This window comes from Frankia sp. KB5 (assembly GCF_002099325.1).
GTDB lineage: Bacteria > Actinomycetota > Actinomycetes > Frankiales > Frankiaceae > Frankia > Frankia casuarinae.
Map to the genome: position 1 here is coordinate 1 of NZ_MRUJ01000055.1, position 21,601 is coordinate 21,601.

At 69.5% G+C, this 21,601-nt stretch carries 16 protein-coding genes and 2 pseudogenes; 7 read left to right on the forward strand and 11 right to left on the reverse strand.

The window, feature by feature from the left end; genetic code table 11:
• Positions 1-209, reverse strand: a pseudogene (locus tag KBI5_RS06290) (hypothetical protein); the annotation flags it as partial.
• Between the two features lie 515 nt (positions 210-724).
• Here KBI5_RS06290 and KBI5_RS06295 point away from each other — a divergent pair.
• Positions 725-1,276, forward strand: coding sequence for a DUF3291 domain-containing protein (locus tag KBI5_RS06295; protein ID WP_085014550.1), 552 nt, complete (start codon positions 725-727; stop codon positions 1,274-1,276).
• Between the two features lie 81 nt (positions 1,277-1,357).
• On the opposite strand, the gene KBI5_RS06300 is transcribed toward KBI5_RS06295, so the two are convergent.
• From KBI5_RS06300 to KBI5_RS06320, 5 genes are all read right to left on the reverse strand, one after another.
• The gene (locus tag KBI5_RS06300) at positions 1,358-2,299 is read right to left on the reverse strand and encodes a dihydroorotate dehydrogenase (RefSeq protein WP_085014551.1); all 942 of its coding nucleotides are present in this window, start codon (positions 2,297-2,299) and stop codon (positions 1,358-1,360) included.
• 68 nt (positions 2,300-2,367) lie between these two features.
• Entirely contained in the window at positions 2,368-3,606 is a 1,239-nt protein-coding gene (locus KBI5_RS06305) for a glycosyltransferase family 4 protein (protein ID WP_085014552.1), read from the reverse strand.
• Between the two features lie 205 nt (positions 3,607-3,811).
• Positions 3,812-6,481 (reverse strand): ATP-binding cassette domain-containing protein, encoded by a 2,670-nt coding sequence (locus KBI5_RS06310; protein ID WP_116289851.1) that lies wholly within the window; start codon positions 6,479-6,481, stop codon positions 3,812-3,814.
• 197 nt (positions 6,482-6,678) lie between these two features.
• A complete protein-coding gene (locus KBI5_RS06315) occupies positions 6,679-6,894 on the reverse strand; it encodes a hypothetical protein (protein ID WP_011435628.1) in 216 nt (71 codons plus the stop codon).
• Positions 6,895-6,954: 60 nt separating this feature from the next.
• The gene (locus KBI5_RS06320; RefSeq protein ID WP_085014558.1) at positions 6,955-7,806 is read right to left on the reverse strand and encodes a dihydrofolate reductase family protein; all 852 of its coding nucleotides are present in this window, start codon (positions 7,804-7,806) and stop codon (positions 6,955-6,957) included.
• A 68-nt stretch (positions 7,807-7,874) separates the two neighbouring features.
• Here KBI5_RS06320 and KBI5_RS06325 point away from each other — a divergent pair, with 68 nt between their 5' ends.
• Positions 7,875-8,768, forward strand: a complete 894-nt coding sequence (locus KBI5_RS06325; RefSeq protein WP_035959179.1) for an exodeoxyribonuclease III — start codon at positions 7,875-7,877, stop codon at positions 8,766-8,768.
• 108 nt (positions 8,769-8,876) lie between these two features.
• Here KBI5_RS06325 and KBI5_RS06330 read toward each other — a convergent pair whose 3' ends face one another.
• Positions 8,877-9,464: an Hsp20/alpha crystallin family protein gene (locus KBI5_RS06330; protein WP_011435625.1), complete on the reverse strand. Its 588-nt coding sequence runs from the start codon at positions 9,462-9,464 to the stop codon at positions 8,877-8,879.
• A gap of 845 nt (positions 9,465-10,309) precedes the next feature.
• Here KBI5_RS06330 and KBI5_RS06335 point away from each other — a divergent pair.
• Complete coding sequence (locus KBI5_RS06335; protein WP_241882694.1) at positions 10,310-13,162, forward strand: non-ribosomal peptide synthetase; 2,853 nt, start codon at positions 10,310-10,312, stop codon at positions 13,160-13,162.
• A 13-nt stretch (positions 13,163-13,175) separates the two neighbouring features.
• Here KBI5_RS06335 and KBI5_RS06340 read toward each other — a convergent pair whose 3' ends face one another.
• Both KBI5_RS06340 and KBI5_RS06345 read right to left on the reverse strand, forming a co-directional pair.
• Positions 13,176-13,892: a DUF4230 domain-containing protein gene (locus KBI5_RS06340; protein WP_011435623.1), complete on the reverse strand. Its 717-nt coding sequence runs from the start codon at positions 13,890-13,892 to the stop codon at positions 13,176-13,178.
• Between the two features lie 46 nt (positions 13,893-13,938).
• Positions 13,939-15,885 (reverse strand): SpoIIE family protein phosphatase, encoded by a 1,947-nt coding sequence (locus KBI5_RS06345; protein ID WP_085014555.1) that lies wholly within the window; start codon positions 15,883-15,885, stop codon positions 13,939-13,941.
• 607 nt (positions 15,886-16,492) lie between these two features.
• Here KBI5_RS06345 and KBI5_RS06350 point away from each other — a divergent pair.
• Both KBI5_RS06350 and KBI5_RS06355 read left to right on the forward strand, forming a co-directional pair.
• Positions 16,493-17,662 (forward strand): ATP-binding cassette domain-containing protein, encoded by a 1,170-nt coding sequence (locus KBI5_RS06350; protein WP_085014556.1) that lies wholly within the window; start codon positions 16,493-16,495, stop codon positions 17,660-17,662.
• Positions 17,659-18,444 carry an ABC transporter permease subunit gene (locus tag KBI5_RS06355; protein ID WP_011435620.1) on the forward strand — a complete coding sequence of 262 codons (786 nt, stop codon included), beginning with the start codon at positions 17,659-17,661 and terminating at the stop codon, positions 18,442-18,444. Before KBI5_RS06350 ends, KBI5_RS06355 begins: the two co-directional genes overlap by 4 nt.
• 38 nt (positions 18,445-18,482) lie before the next feature.
• Here the strand turns inward: KBI5_RS06355 and mdoC are convergent, their stop codons facing one another.
• Positions 18,483-19,748, reverse strand: coding sequence for a glucans biosynthesis protein MdoC (gene mdoC / locus KBI5_RS06360; RefSeq protein WP_085014557.1), 1,266 nt, complete (start codon positions 19,746-19,748; stop codon positions 18,483-18,485).
• Positions 19,749-19,897: 149 nt separating this feature from the next.
• The gene (locus tag KBI5_RS06365; protein ID WP_011435618.1) at positions 19,898-20,743 is read right to left on the reverse strand and encodes an aldo/keto reductase; all 846 of its coding nucleotides are present in this window, start codon (positions 20,741-20,743) and stop codon (positions 19,898-19,900) included.
• Positions 20,744-20,923: 180 nt separating this feature from the next.
• Here KBI5_RS06365 and KBI5_RS06370 point away from each other — a divergent pair, with 180 nt between their 5' ends.
• Both KBI5_RS06370 and KBI5_RS06375 read left to right on the forward strand, forming a co-directional pair.
• Positions 20,924-21,202 carry a DUF1778 domain-containing protein gene (locus KBI5_RS06370; RefSeq protein WP_011435617.1) on the forward strand — a complete coding sequence of 93 codons (279 nt, stop codon included), beginning with the start codon at positions 20,924-20,926 and terminating at the stop codon, positions 21,200-21,202.
• Between the two features lie 100 nt (positions 21,203-21,302).
• A pseudogene (locus KBI5_RS06375) lies at positions 21,303-21,601 on the forward strand (GNAT family N-acetyltransferase); the annotation flags it as partial.

Genomic DNA, 21,601 nt, shown 5'->3' on the forward strand with positions numbered 1-21,601 from the left:
TCCCAGACCTTCTTGTCCCAGCTCTCCTTCTCCCAGCGAATCTTGGTCCAGTGCTCCTTGACGACGTGCTTGGTGACGTGCTTGTCCTTCGGGCCRTCGTGACCATCGAAGGYCAACGCGCTCGTGGCCGCGGGCCCCGCGGCGACGACCAGAGCCGCCGTCGTGGACAGAGCGACAACTGCGGCTTTTCTCCTTGCGGAACTTCCCATGATTCCCCCATGGCTAATAGAAAATGACCAAATACTGCCGGCGGTGGAGGCCATTTCGGCCAGCGAGAACCGAAATTGGATCACCGGCCGAGCTCGAGCGATCCGCACTCAGGCTGATTTCCGCGGAGAAACGCGCTTCCACGTAAGTGACACAGCCCGCCCCGGGATCCTGGGATCTTCCCCTCCCGGCACCTCCGACTACGGAGAGTAGCGTCGCCGTTGCCAATAGGTGGGAGGCGCGCATGATCGACTCGGGTGAGTCCATCCGGGTGGCTCCAGCGGAGTCCTCGACGGCGACACCACCTGACGGATCATCTGACAGCCCCACGATGGGGCGCCGATCGGGAGGCATCGGCATCAGCCGGCCCGTTCGTGGCGGGGTTACTGTTCGCTGGCTGTTCCGATCGGCATCGAAAAACTGGTAGAAATTGCACCCGCCGACTCGCCGATCATGATCGACCGGTAATTGACCGATATTCCTGGCGGCGGCGCGACAACCTCCCTAGGCTGCCTTCATGACGGGTTACCATCTGGCCCAGGTGAACATCGCCCGACTGCTCGCGCCGCCCGGCTCCTCCGCGCTGACCGACTTCGTCGCCGGTCTCACCCCCACCAACACGCTCGGCGACCGGCAGTCTGGTGTCGTCTGGCGCCCGCGGCCCGAGGATGGCGACACCGCCGTGCGCACGTTCGTGTGGGAGGGCGACGGCGACCATGCGATCATCGTGAACCTGACCGTGTGGGAGTCGGTGGAGGCACTGGCCAACTTCGTCTTCCATAGCGGCCACGGGGCGTTCCTACACCGTCGGCGCGAGTGGTTTCATCCCATCCAGCGGACGACCAACGCCCTGTGGTGGGTACCCGCCGGGCATCGGCCGGGGACGGACGAGGCCGAGGACCGGGTTCGTCACCTGCGGGCCCACGGCCCGACCGCCACCGCCTTCACGTTCYGGCTGACGTTTCCACCGCCGGACCGGCGGATCTCCCTGGTCCCGGGAAACGGCCCGGAGAACACCGCCGAGCAGCCGGGCCGAGCGGCACCGAGAAACGCGGCAGCCGGAGGCTGATCCGGCGCGACAGGCTCCCGTGCCGAGGACGTGAAAAAAATATGTCGGGAAGATATACGGAAAACACGCATGAAACCCTTTTCAGGGGACGGCCGGGTCGGTGTGGTCGATCCAGTCGGACAGAATGGCACCGAAGACGGCCGGATCCTCCGCACGGTTCCAGAACGCGGTGGCGGCCTGGACCGCGGTGGCCCCGGCCAGCAGGTAGTCGGCGACGTCACGACCGCCGGTCACACCCCCAACCCCGATGATGTCCACACTCTCCGGGAGCAGGCGGCGTAGCTGGCGCACCTGACCGAGCCCGACGGGCTTGAGCGCCGRCCCGCTCATACCGGCGAGCTCGACGTCGACGACTGGTCGGTGCGCATCGTCAACGGCGAAGGCGTTGGGGAAGGTGTTCACCGCCGTGACAAACCGCGGGCCACCGGGACGCGCGGCAACCTCATCGATCACCGTTGCGAGCTCCACCAGGGCCGACGGATCGGAGAACGGCGAGATCTTGACTCCGTAGGGGACGCGTCGGGCCGGATCGGCACCAGCCTGCGCCACCAGCGTGTCGCCCACCGCCGTGCAGATCGTCGCGGTGTGCCCGGGATCGAAGCAGGCGATGCGTTTCTGCGTTCCGCCGTCCCAGACGTTCGGGCAGGCCAGGTTCAGTTCGATCAGGTCGACCCCGGTCCGCGCCACGACCGCGGAGATCTCGCGGTACTCGTCAACACCGAACCCGGCGACGCTGACGGTCAACGGCTTGCCCGCCCGGTGAGCGCGCCGCACCATACCGGGCAGATGCGCGGCATAGTAGTCCAGCCCGCGGTTGGGAAGCCCGAGCGCGTTCAACGAGTAGACCCGGCCGGGCCAGTAGACGTTGCCGGAGTTACCTGACCGCGGTTCCCGGGTAATCGAACCAACGACGATCATCGAGACCGCCGACCGGGCGAACGTCTCGACATCCTCGGCGGTCTTGCAGGTGCCAGCCGCGTTCATGATCGGATGTTCCAGGGAGACACCGCACAGACCGCTCATGACCCTACCCTAGGGTTTTCGCCTGGATCAGGTTCGTGACCGGCAATCGATGATCCGGGTCGCTACCCTCATGCCACGGCGGAGGTTTTTCCGTGGCGCGCCCGCAAACGGTCGATGGCCTTCTGGTAGACCTTCTCCCGCAGGGCGGCGATACGCAGCGGCTCGAGCTCGGCGGTGCCGACCCGACCGCGGGCACCCACCGTCTCCGCGAGCTCCGGGTCGGTGAGGAAAGGTTCCAGGGCGTCGGCGAGTGCGGGGGCGTCCTCCGGCGGAACGACCGTGCCGCCCTTCCATTTCGCCACCCAGGTGGCCACCCCGGTCGTCGCGGTCGCGACGACCGGGCGTCCCGAGGCCATTCCTTCGAGACCCGCGATGGAGAAGCTCTCGAACCGGCTCGGCACGACGACCACCCGTGCCTCCTCATAGGCCTTGACCAGCTCGGGACGGGTCAGGTGGCCGGCGAAACGGCAGGTGACGCCGAGTTTGACCGCCTGCTGCTCCAGCCAGGTCCCGGTCGCCACGCCCTCGATCGTGCCCGAGGACTGACCGGCGAAGACCACCGTTACCTCGACACCCCGTTTCTTCAGCAGCGCGGCCGCCTCGATCAGGACGTCCAGCCCCTTGCGCCATTCGAGCCGTCCGACGACGAGCAACGTCGGGTCGGTGTGCCGGGGCGAARCCACCTCCATGTACGGGGACCGGTCGAACGGGTAAGGAATGACGTCCGCGTCGGTGTCCTTATCCAGCCAGCCGAAACCGCGCAGCGTGGTGACGATCAGCTCGGAGGGAGCGGTGCGCGCGTCGGCGCGCAGCGCGGAGAACCGGTCGATCCGGTCGGCCACCGCGCCCCTGCCGTGCAGCCGGCCGTCCCRCAGACGCACGTCCATCATCGTCGGGGTGTGCAGGTGGATCACGAGGGGAATATCGCGGCGCAGGGCGGTACGCAGGCCCCGGGTCTCGCCGTCCTGAGTCTCGATCACGTCGGGACGCAGACCGAGACGACGCAGCCAAAAAGCATAGGAGACCGCGAGAACGAACCGCAGGGAGARCGAATCGCGAGGATGGTTCTCCCCCTGAAACGACCGGCCGAGCGGACCGAGAAACCTGGTGACGGGCAACCGCAGGAGCGGCCGCCGGTGCACCATCACTCCGTCATGATCTTCGTCCGTGCGGTAGCGCCCCTGGGCGCAAAGGATATGAACCCGATGACCGAGCGCGACCAGGGCGTGAGCGATGTCGTGTGTGTAGACTCCCGCCCCGTCCCAGATGATCGGCGGATACTGCTCGCACAAGAAGACGATCTCCATACCCAATCCCCCACCGCGAGCGAACTTCGGTCGGCTCACCTTATCGCTACGATAACCGGTCGCTGCGGGGGGTTTTGGATTTGCGGCCACTCGCGCCACGTCGACCCACATATAGGGGCATAGCGGTCCCCCTCACGGCCCGGCTCGCGAGGGAGATCGCCGGGATACCTGCTCCGGGGCGTGGGCTACGGGGAGGACTGACCGCTCAGCCGCGCAGCGGCATGGACCGACCGGTCCTGGAACCGTGCGCCGGGGGAACCCCGGTGCCATACAGCCGCGGACCCGACAACCCTCCCGAACCCGAACCCGGACCAGTGGCCGGCCCTGGCCCGGCACCCGTCGGCCGGGTGACCTTCGGTTCGATCCGGCGCAGCATGACGGCAGTGAGGATCAGTGCCACGACACCGATCAGCACGCAGATCACGATGTCGAGGACCCAGATCGTCACGCTGTGCTTCCACAGCCCGTCGGTCGGGTCGGTCCGCAGGGTCTCGTTACCGAACTTGCTGACGTCGTTGAGATCGTCCGTGGACGCCAGGGCCGCGAACCCCCAGCGAGCCGGGACGAGCAGGCTGATCTGCGCCAGCACGGGACGCCCGACCAGCGAGGTCAGTCCCCCGGAGAACACCAGCTGACCCATCGTGACCAGGACCAGGATCGGCATGGTCTTGTCCGCGTTGTCGATCAGCGTCGAGACCAGCAGACCGATCATCATCGAGGCGAGCGCCGCGACCCCCACCGCAATCAGACACTCCAGCACCGGCGAGCCGAGCACGACCGCCCTCGGCGGGGTCCGGCCCACCAGCCCGATCAGGGTGAAGACAAGACACTGGGCGGTGGTGATCCCGGTCAGCAGAATGATCTTCGATCCAAGGTAGGCGGTGCGGGACAGCCCGATCGTGCGTTCCCGCCGGTAGATCGGCCGCTCCTTGACGATCTCCCGGACCGAGTTGGCCATGCCCATGAAACAGGCACACAGCACCAGAACGAGGAGGACCTTCGTCGCGTCGGTGTTCGGTGCCTGGGGTAACGCACGCAGCCCGTCCGGGGCGCGGATCACCTGCGGGACGACGCCGAGCAGGAACGGGAAGGCGATGATCAGCCGTAAGTACGACCGGTCGGCGAGCACGACCCGCCAGTACCGTCGAGTCAGCGTCGCGAGCTGGGCCCGGACCGGCTGCTGGCGCACGCTGGGCAGCTCCGGCGGTGCCTTGCGCACCGCGGGCGCCACGATCGCGGAGGGTACGAAGAACTCCGAGTCCCGGAACCGCTCCGCCATCTCCTCGCCCGGAGTGGCCTCGAGCTCGCGGAACACCGCCGCGAACTCGCGGAAGTCCTCCTTGCCGAAGAAGTGCAGCGCCCCATCCGCCGGCCCGAAGTAGGCCACGTGCCCGCCGGGCGCGAGCACGAGGATGAAGTCGCACAGGTCCAGGAACAGCACACTGTGGGTGACGACGATGACGGTCCGGCCGGTCTCGTCGCCGGAGCCGGCGCCGCCGCCCTTCGCCAGGCCCCGCAGGGTTTCCATCACGGACTGGTCATTGGCCGGGTCCAGACCGGAGGTCGGCTCGTCCAGGAACAGCAAAGAGGGCCGGGTGAGCAGCTCCAGCGCGACGCTGGTGCGCTTCTTCTGGCCGCCGGAGAGCCGGGAGACCGGTGTGTCGGCGTGCGCGGTCAGTCCAAGCTGGCCGATGACCTCCTCCACCCGGGCCCGCCGCTCCTTGGCGGTGGTGTCGGCGGGGAAACGCAGTTCCGAGCCGTATACCAGAGCCTCACGCACGGTCAGCTGGTCATGCAGCGGGTCGGCCTGCGGCACGTACCCGATCCGGCGTCGCAACTCGTCGTACTCGGCGTAGAGGTCACGTCCCGCGTAGATCACCGATCCCTGGTCCGCCGGTCGGAAGCCGGTGAGAGCGTTGAGCAGCGTGGACTTGCCGGCCCCGCTCGGTCCGACGACACCGAGCAGGGAACGGCCCGGCAGCCGGAAGGTCATGTCGTGCATGAGCTGCTTGGTGCCGGCCCACACCGACAGCGCCTGCGCCTCGAAGGCCACGTCACCGGAGTCGACGTATTCGACGAGCGAGTTTCCCTCGAGCTGGAACAGATGATGGCCGATGGCGATGATGTCGCGTTGTATCACCCGTGCCCGGGTGACCCGGTGGCCGTTGACGAAGGTGCCGTTGGCGGAGGCGAGGTCGATGAGCTCGACGCCGGCCACCGAGATATGCAGCTCGGCGTGATGGCGGGAGGCAAGCAGGTCGCCCACGTTGATGTCGTTGTCGCGGGAGCGGCCCATCCGCACCCGTCCGATCGTCAGCGGATACACGCGCCGCCGGTCGTGCACCATCGTCGCCTGCCCCACGGCCGGGTCGGGCCCGCCCGACTGCGCGGGCGCCGACGGGACGGGCGCCGACGCAGCGCCCGGCGCCGGTTCGGACCACCATTCCATGCCCGGCACCGCCGCGCCCGGCGGCGATGGCAGCGACGGCGACGGCCAAGACGAGGGCGACGGGCCGGCAAGGGGGATGGGCGCCCCGCCCGGGCTGTGGGTCGGCGCGGTCGGCGGGATCATCGGCGGGGCCGGACGCGGAACGAGCACCACCTCGGGTCCGTCCACCGCGCCGAGCCGGAGCCGAAGCTCCCCGGAGACGGCGAGACCGCCCACACGGCAGCCATCCCGCCACAGACCGTTGGCGCTGATGTCCTCGATCCGCCATCCGCCGACGTCGGGATGCAGCACCAGATGCCGGCGCGACACCCGGCCATCGTTGATCACAATGTCGGCCGCACGGGCCCGCCCCACCACGACCGGCTTGTCTCCGGTGAGCGTCACCTCCCCCGCGGGGGTGGTGACATGAAGCGGGGTCGGAACCACCAGCACTCTCCCTCGCTCCTTCGATCGCCAGACGCACCATAGTGTGCCTGTACAGAGGGAATTTTCCTGCCCCTTCCGCAACATGTCCGAAAGCTGACGGCCATGAGACGGGCCACGACGGGTTGGAGCGTGCTGGACCCGGACACCGACCGGTCCGGGGAACGAGGAAATGTGGTGGGCGGGTGGTGGAAATCGAATCAGTTCCAGCGGGCCGCACGGGTGCCGCCGTCGGGCAGGCGGGCGGAACCGACGGCCTGACCGCGGTTGTTGACCGCCGTCGCCAGGCTGCCGCGGCCGCCCAGCGTCCCAAGATCGATGATCCTCCGACCCCGCCAGACGACCGCGTGCATCGTCCGATCGGCGGCCTGGGCCCAGCCGACGACGTCCCCGCGATGGGGGCGAAAGCCTGCCACCTGGCCGGCGTTGCTGATCCGCGCCGGCCCGGAAGCGATCGAGCCGCCGGACCACGGCGCTTAGTGAGACGTCGGTGCCAGATACCGAAGAAAAACCACATCGTCGAGTTGTCGGACCTCGGCAAGGCGAAGGGGCGAGTGGACGTCGTTGGGGAAGACCCCCGGTCCCACGAAGGTCGGCGCATCGCGCTCGCCGACGAAGAACGGGGCGACGGTGAGATGCAGCTCGTCGACCAGGCCGGCGGTGAGGAAGGCCGTATGCAGCGAGGTACCACCCTCCACCAGCAGCCGACGGACGCCACGCCGGGCGAGATCGGTCAGGATGGCGGCGACCTCGACCCGGGGCCGACCGGGGAGTTCGACCAGGATGACGCGCGCGGCGCGGGTAGCGGGCGCGGTGCGGATCGCAGCCGGCGCCGATTGCGGCGTCGACGGCTCGGGAGACGAGGTCGGCTCGGGAGACGAGGTCGGCTCGGCGATCGCCAACGATGATCCAGCCCGACGGTAGATGATCGTCTCGACCGGGTCGGCGGTGAACAGCCGAGCGCTCGGATCGAGGTCTCCCCCGCCGGACAGCACGACCTTGATCGGCGTGGGCGGGCGTCCGGCCGCCTCTCGCGCCACCCGACGGTGCTGCGCGCGCACGGCGAGACGGGGATTGTCCCGCCGGACAGTGGCCGCGCCGACGAGGATCGCGTCACAGCCGRCACGCACCTCGTCCACCCGGTCGAGATCGGCGGCACTGGAGAGGATCATCCGCTCAGCCGAGCTGTCGTCGATGTGCCCATCCAACGACATCGCGCAGCTGCAGATGACGTACGGCCGGCCAGCAACAGCGCCTTGGCCCACAGTGTCATTGTCGACGATGACACTGTCGACAGTGTCATCGTCGACACGCCGGCTCATTCCCATGACGACCATCATCCCAGACCCGACATGCCCGGCAGACCTGTCGGACCGTGGGACTACCGTCAACAGATGTGCGGATCGCAACGTGGAACATCAACTCTGCGAAGGCTCGGCAGGCCCGCCTGATCGAATGGCTCGACCGGGCCGAGCCGGATGTGGTGTGCCTGCAGGAGACGAAGCTGGCGGACGACGCCTTCCTGGAGCTGTTCGACGAGGATCTGTTTCGCCGGGGCTACCGGGTCGCCCATCACGGCGACGGCCGGTGGAACGGCGTGGCGATTCTGTCGCGGGATACCCTCGACGACGTCGCGCGGGGTCTTCCGGGCGATCCGGGCTTTCCCGGTCCCGAGCCTCGCGCCATCGCCGCGACCTGCGGCGGCATCCGGATCTGGTCGCTGTACGTGCCCAACGGCCGGACCATCGACGACCCTCATTACGCCTACAAGCTGGCCTGGCTCGCCGCGCTGCGCGAGGTGGTGGCCGAGGCCACGACCCAGGGCGCGGTGATGACGTTGGGTGATTTCAACATCGCGCCAACGGACGTTGACGTCTGGGACATCACCCAGTTCGAGGGCGCCACCCACGTCACCCCGGCGGAACGCGCGGCACTCGCGGAACTCGTCGACGCCGGGCTCATCGATGTGCTGCGGGCCCGCTGGCCCGACGACGTCGTCTACACCTACTGGGACTACCGCCAGCTGTGTTTCCCGAAGAACCTCGGGATGCGCATCGACCTGGCTCTGGCGACCGCCGACGTGGCGGGCCGCGTGCGCGCGGTCTGGGTGGACCGGGCGGCCCGCAAAGGTGTCGGGACGAGCGACCACGCTCCCGTCATCGTCGATCTGGACACCGCGCCGGACGGCGACATCGGGCCGATGGTGCCGCCTCCGTCGAGTGGCAGCTCGGCCGGACAGTCCGCCCCGGGACGGACCTCCTCCACCGGCACCGGACCGCGCCGCCGCTGAGCCGGGCGGTCCCGGCAGGATCGACCGGTCCAGCGGGGTAGGCCGCCCGGCGCGAGGGAACCGCTGCCCGGCGTGCGGACGTCGGCGTCCGCACGCCGGGTGCGGTCCTCAGGCGGTGGAACCGGCTGCGGCCGGCGTGGCCGGCTCGGCGGACCGCGGCGTCGCGGACTCCGCTGATTCCGCCGGCAGCCCCGGGGAGCCCCCCTCGACGACCTCGGCCGGCCGGGCGTCGCCGACGACTGGGGTGATCTCGATCCGGGTCGCCTTGGGCTCCGCCGCCGCGCCGACGAGACGGACCGTCAGGATGCCCCGGTCGTAAGTGGCCGAGATCCGCTGCGCCTCCACGCCCTCGGGAAGCCTGAACTCCCGGCGGAAGGAACCGTGCCAGCGCTCGCGGTGTACGCGACCGGCGTGCTCACTCTCGCTGCCGGCCGCACGCTTCCCGCGGACGACCAGGCGGCCCCGGTCGATCTCGACCGCGACGTCCCGCTCGACATCGACCCCGGGCAGCTCGAGGTTGATCAGTACATCCGCTCCCTCAGTAACCACATCAGCCGACGGGACGGCGAACTCGGTGACCGACGACCGTCCGGTAAGCACCGGACGCCGCGGGCCCCAGACACGCCGAACGATCTCGTCGAACTCCCGGTCCATACGCCCCAGCGAGGCAAACGGRTCCCACAGGTAGGTGCTCACGATGCTCCCCCTCCAAAAGATTGATCTTTCTAGGGCCGATCTCTGTACATCGATGCCGATCGGGACGCTCCCGCGCCTCAGGCGCTCCCTGGGTGGATCACCTTCGGTTCGATTGCCTCCCGCTCTCACAGTTCATGAGTCTAAGGCGCTCAACCTTGCTGTTGCAAGCGGGGGTAAGGAATTTGTTGGATGTGAGGCAGAACACCGAAACGGCGAACGGTCGCAGCGGCCGACCCCGGGCGGCCGGGCGGCGGGGCCCCGGCTCCGGCCCGCCGCGGGCTCCGGGCCGCCGTGACGCCGCGGGCACCGGGCCGCCGCGGGCTCCGGGCCGCCGTGACACCGTGACACCGCGGAATGGCGGCACCGGATCCGGGCACCATCAGCCGAACCGCCGACCCGGGATCAAATTAGTCCGGGATCACGACAAATCGTTTGCGCCGTACATACCCGAAGCCCGATTACCACCGACAAACTACCCCTTGAGTGAGGGTTACCGGGAGTGACCACAAGATAGCCACAGCACCGTGGTATAAAGTCGCACGCGCCATACCGGACTGCGTGTTGGGGAGGCTGTTCGTGTACCACGAGCGAACGGTTGCAGCACCGTACGAGGCAGCACCGTACGAGATTGTTGGACGGAGTTACCACAAACGGCCCGTCCCATCGCGCAGCCACCCGGCACCGGYCCCGGCCCCGGCGCATCCGTGACCATACGGGATTCGAGGTCCGCCCCCCGATCAGGGGTAACCAGCCGCATCCGGTTGACGAGATGAGGACCGGCGAGGATACAAGATCATCGTCATCCGCTGTGAGCCGATGACGCCGAGAGAGGACAGGACGAGGGAGTGGCTTTGAACGAAAGCGGTCGGCGCGCGTCCCTTGCGGTCGCGACGCCTGAAGGTGGCGCGTTCTTCCCGGCGTTGCACTTCGACGACCTGCCGGCCTCGGTGGTCAGCCGGTTCCGGGAGGTCGCCACGCACCTGCCCGATACACCCGCGCTGGTCTCGCCCGGCGTCGTCATGACCTTCGCCGAGGCTGATCGCCGGACCGATGACATCGCGATGGCGGTCCTCGGCCGCCTCGACGCGAACGAGGACGGTCCGGTCGCGACCCTGCTGCCGCACAGCGTGGCCGGCCTGCTGGGCGTACTGGGCGTACTGAAAACCGGACGCCCGGTCGTCCCGCTGGATCCGATGGTGCCCGCCGAGCGGATGGCGCAGATCGTTCGGCAGGCCGGCTGCGTGGCCCTGCTGACCGACCTGGGCGACAGTTCCGTGGCCCGCTCGACGGTGGGCCTGCGGCCGGTGGGGACCAACGGTTCGAACGCCACGGCCGAATCCAGCGTGAATCCGGACGCCCTGCTCGCCGCGCTGGCCGGGGGCGGCCCCCGCCACGTCCTGGACCTCGCCGCGGCGGCCGCGGACGGCGCCCGGTGGATCGCGGCAAACGGCGCGGACGCGGTCTGGTGGCCGCAGCCGCTGGTCGACGATCCGGCCTGCATCGTGTTCACCTCCGGTTCGACCGGCGCGCCCAAGGGCGTGGTGTGGACAAACGGCACGTTCCTGTGCGACGCCTACGCCGGCGCCGAACGTCTCGGTTTCGCGCCGGGCGACCGGCTGGCCCTCGTGCTGCCGTACTCGTTCGCCGCCGGCATCACCGTGGTGGTGTTCGGTCTACTCAACGGGGCCGGGGTGTATGCCTATGATCCACGGGCGGCGGGCCTGAGCGGCCTCGCCGACTGGATCTCCTCGCAGCACCTGACCGCGCTGCAGACCACTCCGTCTCTGCTGCGCTCCCTCGTCGGCTCGCTCGAACCGGACCAGGTCCTCGCCGACCTGCGGATCGTGACCACGTGCGGGGAGGCCGTCTACGGACGCGACATCACGGCGCTGCGGCCGCACGTGCCACCGGCGTGTACCTACGTGAACTGGTCCGGTGCCTCCGAGATCGCATCCCTCGGCTTCTTCGAGGTCCCGCCGGGCACGCAGCCGCCCGCGGGCACGGTACCCGCCGGCCTGCCGGCGACCGGCAAGGAGGTGGTACTGCGTCGCGAGGACGGCACGCCCGCCGATCCCGGCGAGGTAGGCGACGTGGAGGTCACCTCGGCCTACCTGTCGGCCGGGTACTGGGGGAACGCGGAGATGACGACGTCCCGCTTCACCCCGCTCACCGATGGCCGGACCACCTGCCGGACCGGCGACGTCGGCCGGTTCGAACCCAACGGCACGCTGATCCTGCTCGGCCGCCGGGACGCGGCGGTGAAGATCCGCGGCTATCTCGTCGAACCGAGCGAGGTGGAGGCGGCGCTGCTGAGCTCCGCGGAGATCGCCGAGGCGGTCGTCACCGCCGTCGCGCATCCTTCGGCGCGGAACCGGCTGGTCGCCTATGTCGTGCCGGCGGTACACGGCAACACCCTGTCCCCGGTCCGAATCCGGCGGAGGCTACGCGAGAAGCTGCCGGTCTGGATGGTCCCGACGACGATCATCCCCCTGGCGGAACTGCCCCGCAACGAACGCGGCAAGGTGGACCGGGGCGCGCTGCCGCCCCCGCCGGAGGCCCCGGCCGTCTCCGCCCGGCCGAGAACGCAGTGGGAGATCGTCGTCGCCGACATCTGGACGCGGGTCCTCGATCTCGAGGAGGTCGGCATCGGGGACGACTTCATGGAGCTCGGCGGCGACTCCCTGGCCGCGAACGAGCTGCTCACCCTGGTCGCGGAGAAGCTCGGGATCACCATGCCGTCATCGGCGCTGGTCGACGCGCCGACGCTGGGCGAGTTCGCCCGCGCGCTGTCACTCGCGCAGCAGTCGGGTCCGCGACACCCCACCGTCGTCCCCCTGCGCACCACCGGCTCGCGGCCGCCGCTGTTCTGCTTCGCCGGGGCCGGCGCGCTCGCCCTCGGCTTCCACTCACTGGCCCGCCGCCTCGGCGACGACCAGCCGGTCTACGCCTTCCAGGCGCATGGGCTGGAGCGGCGGGGCGTCCCGGACTGGAGCGTCGCGCGGACCGCCCGCCGCCACCTGGAGATCATCCGCGTCCTGGCTCCCCGGGGTCCCTACCTGCTCGCCGGGCACTCGCTGGGTGGCCTGATCGCCATGGAGATCGCCCAGCAGCTCGCCGCCGCGGGAGAGGAGGTCGGTTTCCTGTCCATCATGGACACCTACCTGCCGGCCTCGCTGCGGATCGAGTCGGCCGGGTCGGGTAGCGCCGCCGGGTCGGGCGGCGCCGCCGGGTCGTCGAAGGCAGCCGAGGACCACGCGMGCGGTTACCGCGGCCGGCTGGCGCGGTTCACCCAGAAGCTGCTACCGGAACAGCGGGCGAACTTCACCAGCAAGGCGACCCTCAAGAAAATGGTGCAGATTCCGCTCACCGGGGTCGTACAGTTCGGCGGGCTCGAGCAGTTCGACGTCTTCTTCAACCACGGGCGGCTTCTCGAACGTTTCTACCGACCGCGGCCATGGCCCGGCCGGACCCTCGTGTACCGATCGGCGGAGAATCCGGACCCGGAGGACRCATGGTCGGCATTCCTCACCGGGAGCCATGACACCCATTTCGTTCCGTGTGAGCATTTCTACCTGCTCCGCGAACCGCACATCATCAAGATCTCGGAGCATTTCCGGGCCGAGATCGACCGGGTGGTCGCCGGGCTGACGAAGACAGGTCGCCGGGCTGACGAAGGCAGGCTGACCGCGACGGACTGAGCACTCCGTTCGCCTAGCGGCGGTCGGCTGCGTAGGTCACCCTGACGTCGGTAAAGCCCAGCGCGCCGAGTAGACCGCGCAGCATGGCGGTGGTGTTCTTCCTGCCCAGCTCGAGCACCTGACCGTCCGTCTTCGCCGCGTCGGTCATCCGCGCCGACGCGGTCCGGTAGAGCTCCTGGTCGGTGCCGACCCCACCGAACAACCCGCCGACGCGGTTCAGCGCGCCGCGCTGGCGGGCCACCACGTAGCTGTGGTCGAGATCCAGCTCGGGCCTGGACAGCGTCGGGTTCGGCAACTCGATGGTGACCGCACGACGGTCCGGGGAGACGGTGACCGCGTCCTTGCCGAGCGCACCAAAATTGATCACCGAGTCGACGGTACCGACCCCGACGAACAGGGTGCGCTCGCCGCGCAGCGCATCAGGGATCCACTTGCTGTCCTTCTCGAGGTCGACCACCACCTCGAAGTGGGCGCTGGCGGCGTGATAGTCGCTCAGCTCTTCCAGGGAACGCAGCACCGCCGGGGAACTGCGGTCGACCGTCCTCTCCTCGAACAGGTTCGGCAGGCTCGGCCGCCATCCCGCCACCAGGGCGATGCCGGCGAGGACGAGCACGACGACGGCGACGACGGCGATCAACCGCAGTGGGCTGAGCCGGGACGACGGAGACCGCAAAGATCGCGGAGACCGGGTCGAGCGGGTGGGCCGGTCCAGGCCGGACTCGTCGTTCATGGGCGTCTTCTACCCGAAATGGCCGGCAACCACGCCGATGTCGCCGCTATGACTCTCCGGGCGCGATCGTGGAGCCACGCTGGGCGGTACGGGCGAGGATGATCGCCGTACGGTCGTCGCCCTGCCGTCCGGGCGCGTACCGGCGAACCGCGTCGAAGGCGTCGTCGAGCAGCGCCACCGGCGTGCGCGTGGGATCGCGCAGGATCTCGGCGATCAGCCGGTGCAGCCCGAACTGCCGCCCGGCCTCGTCACGTGCCTCCACCAGTCCGTCGGTGTAGGCGAAGAGCACGTCGCCCGGTTCGAGCCGCAGCGTCTGGATTCCCCACGCCCCGGGCTCCGCGAGCAGGCTCGACATCAACGGGCCCGTCGGAGGCAGCCGAACGACCTGCGCCGTTCCCAGCCGGGAACCGACGATGGAACCGGCTCCCGGCACCCGACCGGACCCGGGGCCGGCACCGTTCGCCCCATCCCCCGGCCCGCAGGCCGATCCGACGGCCTGCGCGGATCCGACGGCCTGCGCGGATCCGACGGCCTGCGCGGATCCAACAGCAGCCGCCATGACGGATCCGCCCGCCCCGTCACCGGGGCCGCATCCCGGCCGGGCGGGATCGCGGGGTCCGACCAGGTGAGCGGTCGGAGCGGGTACCTGGGGTGAGGATGCCTCGTCGGGAAGCACCGCGTCCGCAGGTACCTTGCCTGTGGGCAGCTCACCCACCCACACCTCGCCCACGGGCGACTCGCCCGCCGACGCCATGTTCCCGGGGTTCCCGGGCACCGCCCGGCGCAGCAGGAGCGCGTCGGGATGACCGGCGTTGACGTAGTACAGGTCCCCGGTCCGCGGGTCGACGACGGCAATGATCGCGGTCGCGAACATCTCCTCGATCTCGCCGAGGTTGTCCACCGTCCACTCCAGGGCCCGACCGGGATCGATCTCCGTCGACAGAGCCGCGTCGAGCAGTTGCTTGAGCCGCAACGCGAAGACCCCGGCCGCGGCTCCATGACCGGAGACGTCACCGACCACGACGGCGACCCGCCCGTCGGGCAGCTCGAAGGCGTCGTACCAGTCCCCGGCAAGTTCGCCCTCGGCCGGATCGACCCGGCCGTGCAGGACCAGGCCGCGGGCCCGCAGAAGCGAGGGCGTGAGCGCGTCCCGCAGTGCGATCACGGCGGGTCCCTGCTGGGCCAGGGCCTCCCACGACCGCTCGTTCTGGCGGACGAGCCGCACCAGCTGGGCGCGCATCGTCTCGACGTCGGCGGCCAGCTCCACGATCTCCTTGGGGCCGACGGAGGGGATCCGGGTGTCGTAGCGACCGGCGGCCACCGCGTTGACGGATCGCTGCAACGCTCCGATCGGGCGGAGCAGCCATCGCCGCGAGATGATCATAATGGTCAGCAGGAAGCCGAGGATGACAAACATCGCGCTGGCCAGCGAGCTCAGCAGCAGCACGGAGGCACTCTCCACCCGCCCGGACGCCTCGACCTGCTCACGGTCGATCGCCGCGGCGAGCTCCGCGACCTCGCGGCGCAGCAGGTCGAAGTCCTGGCGCGCTTTGGTGCGCACGATATCCTGGGCGGTGGCGGTGTCTCCTCTCGCCATCGCGACCAGTTCCGGCTGGACAACCTCGCGACGCCAGTCCCGGTACGCCTGGCCGACTTCCCCGTGCTGTGCGCGCAGCGCAGGGAAGTCGGCCAGCAATGCGTCCAGCCGTGCCGTCAGGACCGGGATGGACCTGGCGGACTCGTTGTAGGGGACCAGGAAACCCCGGTCCCGGGTGATGATGTAGCCACGCAGAGCATTCTCCTGGTCGACAAAGTCGGCCAGGAGCATCGCGGTGGTGGTCGCAGCCGGGTCCAGATGCCTGCTCCGCTCCGTCGCGGCATGACGTGACCGCAGGGCGGAGACCACGGCCAACACCAGCATCACGATGATCGAGATGCTGGCGAGCAGCGTCAGCACCCGGATGCCACGCCGAAGGCCAGCCGTCTCACCCATGTGAAGATTGTCGTCCAGCCGTCGGGCGCCGGTTGTGTCGGGTGACGTGTGGGGTCCCCCGGGGGGCTCGTACGACAGCTACCCCATCTCGCGGCTGGAACGATGAGCGCCGCACTGACTGTGCCGCGCCGGATGATCRCAAACCTCGGCGACGACGCGGACCTGCCCTGGCCCCGGACTTTCGCCAATGATCGTTTGATGACATGTCGGAAATGAGCGAAAATGACGATACGTCGTCACTCTTTCGGACGAGGCGGAAACCTCCGGGTTCCCACGGCACCGAGCGCTCCGGAGTGCCGGGAGCTGGAACGGTGCCCGTGGTCCGCTCGTTAGGCCTGCTGAGCTCGGCGGATCCCGAGCCGGGGATTGGCCCGGCCGCTGCGGTGCCCGGTGCCGACGGCGCCCAGTGCGTACCGCCGGTCGGCGCGGGAGTTCGGTCAGCCTCCGTGCTGGTGCCGACCCCGCCAGCGGCCGCGCATGTGGTCGACCACGACGGCCTCCGCGGGCACGACTCCCATAGAGCACGGTGGATGACGGAGTCACGGTGGAGGGTAACGGATCGACCGATCTCGGGAGTTGAACGCATGATCTGGGAGGCTGTCAGACGATGACTTCGGGTTCGGTCACCGAACCGACGCACGCATCGAACGTGGCTGGTCGCCCCCGCGGCGCGGCGCGGCCCCCGCGGCTGGCCGGGCGATCGCCCGAGGGCCCGACCGAGGCGGCAATCTGGACCCACGGGCTCGGCAAGYGGTACGGCGACCGGGTGGCGGTGGACCATCTCGACCTCCAGGTGCCGCGCGGGACGCTGTCCGGTTTCGTCGGCCCGAACGGGGCCGGGAAGTCCAGCACGCTGCGCATGCTGCTGGGGTTGATCCGCCCCACGGCGGGCCAGGGGTCCGTGCTGGGCGCGTCGATCTCCCATCCGGCCCGCTACCTGGGCCGGGTCGGGGCGATGATCGAGGGCCCGACGTTCCATCCCGGGCTGTCCGGCCGGCGCAATCTGGACCAGCTCGCCCTGCTGCGTGGGATCGGCGGGYGGCGCCGCGCCGATCGCGCGCGGCGGGTCGGGGAAGTCCTCGCACAGGTGGGCCTGACCGAGCGAGCCGACGACCGGTTCACCGCCTACTCCCTCGGGATGAAGCAGCGCCTGGGCATCGCCGCCGCTCTGCTGCCCGATCCCAGCCTGCTCATCCTGGACGAGCCGACGAACGGCCTCGACCCGGCGGGCATCCGGGAGATCCGCGCGCTGCTGGGTCAGCTGGCCAGCAGCGGCATGACGGTCTTCATGTCGAGCCATCTACTGACCGAGGTCGAGCAGATCTGCGATCATCTGGTGATGATCAATGGCGGGCGGATGCTGTTCCAGGGGCACGTCACCGACCTGCTCTCCGCCGAGGATCCCCGGATCCTCATGGTGCCCGAGCGGGACGACGACGCCCGCCGCCTGGCYGGGCTCCTCGGTGAGACCGGCCTTCGGGTCGAGATCGACCTCTGCCCCGGGCCGTCGTGCGACGCGGGAGTCGGCGAACGCCATCCGGTGGTGACCGCCCACGCCCGCGAGGGAGTGGCCGCGGACCTCAACCGACTGGCGATGCGCGCCGGCATCACCCTGCGCTCGCTGCGCACCCATCGGCCGAACCTGGAGGAGACCTTCCTGCGCGTCACCGGCGAAATCGACGGCGACCTCGTCCGTTTCGGTCGCACCCCGGACGGCAGTGTGCCCGCCGTGGGAGCCGGGCTCGACCCGGCCCAGAGCCGTGGAGGTGCCACATGATCACGGCTTTCCGCGCCGAATGGGTGCCGCTGTTGCGGACCCGGTTCCTGCTCGGGACGCTGGGGGCGGTCATCGCCTCGGCCCTGCTCGGCACCGTTCTGACCTTCGTCTCGGTGGGGCACAACGACTTCGATGGCGACCCCGTCACGGCCAGCGGGCTGTCCGCCGCGAACGGCGTCGCGCAGGGGGTGCAGGCGGTCAGCATCCTGCTCGGCGTGGTGGCCCTGTCCGTCGTCGCCGCGTCGCTCGCAGGCGACCATGCGCACGGGGCCCTGCGCAACCAGCTCGTCGCCCAGCCGCACCGGCTCCGGCTTCTCGCCGGCAAACTGCTGGCTCTGGCGGCGTTCGTGGTCCTCGTCATCGCCGTGGCGACCGTGGTTTCGGTCGCGCTGTCCTTCGCRCTCGCGCCGCTGAAGGGGGTGTCGACGGCCGCCTGGAGCAGCGCGGCGGGGCTGGCCGAACTGAGCAAGAGCTTTGTCAACCTGTGCGCCGGATCGCTCGGCTACGCCGCGCTCGGCGCCCTGGCCGCGATCGTCTTCCGCGCGCCTGCCGCGGCGATCGCGGTCGCGGTCGCCTACGCGCTGCCGGTGGAGATGCTGGTCACGCGCATCTACGGTCCCGCCCGGGCCTGGCTGCCGGTGCAGCTGATGGAGGCGATCGCCACCGGTGGCTTCGCCGTCGCCACGCCCTACGCCGACGCGCTGCTGCGCGGGCTGGTCTACTGCACCGCGATGGTGCTGGTCGCCGTCGTCCTCTTCTGGCGCCGGGACATGACCTCATAAGGAAACGTTATAAGGGAGCGTTATAAAGGAAGGTTGCGTCAGGGAGCCCAGCGCAGGTGCTGGGTCCGTTCCGGGTCGAGCTGTTCGGCCCGGGGAAGCCAGCGCAGCGGCTGGGTCAGCTCGGAGTCCGCCGTGCCGGCCGCTGTGGTCAGGGGCCCGGCCGCGGGCCGGCCGGTGCCGCGGCGGCCGTCGACCGGGAATTTCCCGTTGAAGATCTTGCGGAGGAAGGGTGACCGCAAGATGACGAAATGGTGGATGGCCAGGGTCACGCCGAAGGTGAGGGCGGTGACCAGGAGCATCTGCGGCCAGCGGAGGCTCGGGTCCAGCGAGAGCAGCGTCGCGATGGCGTAGATCCAGAAATAGTGGAAGAGGTAGACCGTGTAGGAGGCGTCGGAGAGGTAGCGGACGGCGGGCCGCGGACCGGGGACGAGCCGGCTGGCAAGGGCGAAGAGCGTGGCGGTGATCGCGATGGTGAAGAGGGTCCTGCTGAGCACCAGACCGGTGGATGAGGTCAGCACTCCACCCCAGTCCTGATTGGCCGCCAGCAGCAGGACGCCGGCCACGGCGAGCAGGATCGGCGCGGGCCGCTGAAAGGACGGCAGGATTCGCCGCCGATCCAGGTAGAGGAGCACGCCGAGGAGGAAGAACGGCAGGAAGTCCAGCGTCTCCTCGACCGGGAGGTCGAGGGGATCGGAACCGATGACGGGAGTCACCGCGGCCCGGTACCCGCCGCGGATGAGGATGGTGGTCACGATGACGAGTGAGATGATCGTGGCCATGACGCGCAGCCGACCGGTGGTGGCCCGCCGGTAGAGGGAGCTGGCCACAAGGCGGGATATGACGCTCACGGCCGCCGGGGTGCACAGCGCGTAGGCGAGCAGCACCATGAGGAACCACAGCTGCAGAGGCCAGCGCAGCTCGCCCACYGGCTCGGGGACGATGTTTCCACGCAGGAAGTCCAGGAACGAGACGTCCGGGTTGTGGAAGTTGTAGCTCAACCAGAGCGCGGTGGGATTGAACAGGACCAGGGTGCACAGGAATGGGATTCCCACGCTGGCGAGCCTGCGATGCACGGTGCGCGACGGCCCATACTTCCYGACGAGCATCGCGGAGAGGAACCCGGAGATCAGGAAGAAGTCCGCCATCCGGAAGAGGCCGGAGGCGTAGGCGATCCCGTGGAAGAACGGGTCGTCACCGAGCGTCGAGGCATGCACGAAGACGCCGCCCAGCATGAAGAYGGCGCGCAACGCGTCCAGGTGGTGGTAGTGCCCGCCCGGAGCGGACGGCGCCGCCTTTCGCCCCACGATTCCTCCACCAAGGCTGCCGGACCGCTCCGAGCCCCTACGGGCGACGCCCTCCGGTGAAGACGTGGCAGGCTTACATCGTACGTATCATGAATGATACGAAACGAGAGGATTGCCCCGAGCTCCCAGGGACCCCGAACTCCCGGAGCTCAGTGCCCGAACACGTCGGAGTCGAGGGCGTCCGCCTCCCCCGCGGCGCCCCGGTCCAGTCCGGAGATCGCGGCAATCTCCTCAGCGGAAAGCGTGAAGTCGAAGACGTCGATGTTCTCTGCCATGCGCCTGGGGCTGGCCGACTTCGGCACCACCACGATGCCCAGCTCGATGTGCCAGCGCAGGGCGACCTGCGCGGGGGTGCGCTCGTGCGCGGCGGCGATCCGCGTGATCACGGGTTCGTCGAGCAGCCCGGTGCCGGCGCCCAGCGGGCTCCACGCCTCCGTCACGATCCCCTGCTCCGCGTGGTAGGCGCGGATCGCGGACCGGCCGAGTCGGGGATCGAGCTGGATCTGGTTCACGTCCGGCGCGACACCGGTCTGGGCCAGCAGCCGGTCGAGGTGGGTCGTCTTGAAGTTCGACACCCCGATCGCGCGCACCTGGCCGTCCTTCAACAGCTCGACGAGCCCCTTCCAGGCCTCGACGTACCGATCCCGCCACGGGTTCGGCCAGTGGATGAGGAGCAGATCGAGGTAGTCCAGCCCCATCCGGCGGGTACTCTCCACGGCGGCCCTGCGCACGCCGCGGACGCTGTGCGAGCGTTTGTTGAACTTCGTGGTGACGAACAGCTCCTCGCGGGGCACGCCGGCGGCGCGTAGTCCGGCGCCCACTCCCTTCTCGTTGCCGTAGTTGTGCGCGGTGTCAATCAATCGGTAGCCCAGCCCGAGCGCCTGTTCCACCACCCCCTGGACCTCCCGGTCGTTCAGCGGCCAGGTTCCGAGCCCGAGCCTGGGCATCCGGGCACCGTGCGCGAGCGGGACGGTGGGGACAGGCGAAAGCACCACGGGCGTAGGACCTCTCTGGTACGAAGATCTGGTACGAAGAGATGCCGGGCACCCGACCGGATCCGCGCTCCGGCCGGCCTTCGAGTATCCGGGCGACACGGCCGCGATGGATGTGGTACCCACGTCGGCGAGCGAGACCCGGGGAAACGGGTCCGAAGACCCGGAGGGCAGACTGCCAGCATGAGCACCGCCAGGGACGACAGACTCGCGGTACGGCTACCCGAGGATGAAGCCGAGATCATCCGCTCGGCCGCGGAGGGTGAGGGCCTGTCCCTTGAGGACTTCGCCGCCGAGGCCATGAAGCGATACGCGCGAGAGGTTCTCGCCGACCGCCGCCTGTTCCGCGTCCCGGATGCCGACTGGAGCAAGCTCGAGGCGCTGCTCGACGCGCCGCCGCCGGACTCCCCCCGGCTGCGCCGGCTCCTCGACGAGGAACCGGGCTCGGAGCAGCAGGAGTAGCCGGAGTACCCCGCCACCTCTGCCCGCCTCCCGATCGGCCGACCAGTCGACCGGCGATCCCGACGCGGTCCGACGCGGCCCCAAGAAAGGATCCTACGCAGTGCCCCTCGCCAAGCCCGCGGCCCTGTCCGAGGGCCCGGACCGGCTCACCTTCAACAGCGGTGACGACCTGCTCGACGGCTGGCTGCGCCACCACGCCCTCGAACACCAGCAGGACCGGACGACAAACACGTTCGTGATCGTCGACGGTACCCGGATCGCCGGCTACTACTGCCTGGCCACCGCGGCCCTGGAACGGATCCCCGGTTCACGCCGGTGGTCGCGCCGGTCCACCGAACCCGTTCCGGCGATGTTCGTGGGGCGGCTCGCGGTCGATGTCCGGTACCAGGGCCGCGGGCT

Excerpts from the sequence above, each read along its gene's own strand:
- KBI5_RS06340 (WP_011435623.1), bottom strand. The coding sequence starts at position 13,892 with ATGAACGACGAGTCCGGCCTGGACCGGCCCACCCGCTCGACCCGGTCT.
- KBI5_RS06345 (WP_085014555.1), bottom strand. The coding sequence starts at position 15,885 with ATGGGTGAGACGGCTGGCCTTCGGCGTGGCATCCGGGTGCTGACGCTG.
- KBI5_RS06370 (WP_011435617.1), top strand. The coding sequence starts at position 20,924 with ATGAGCACCGCCAGGGACGACAGACTCGCGGTACGGCTACCCGAGGAT.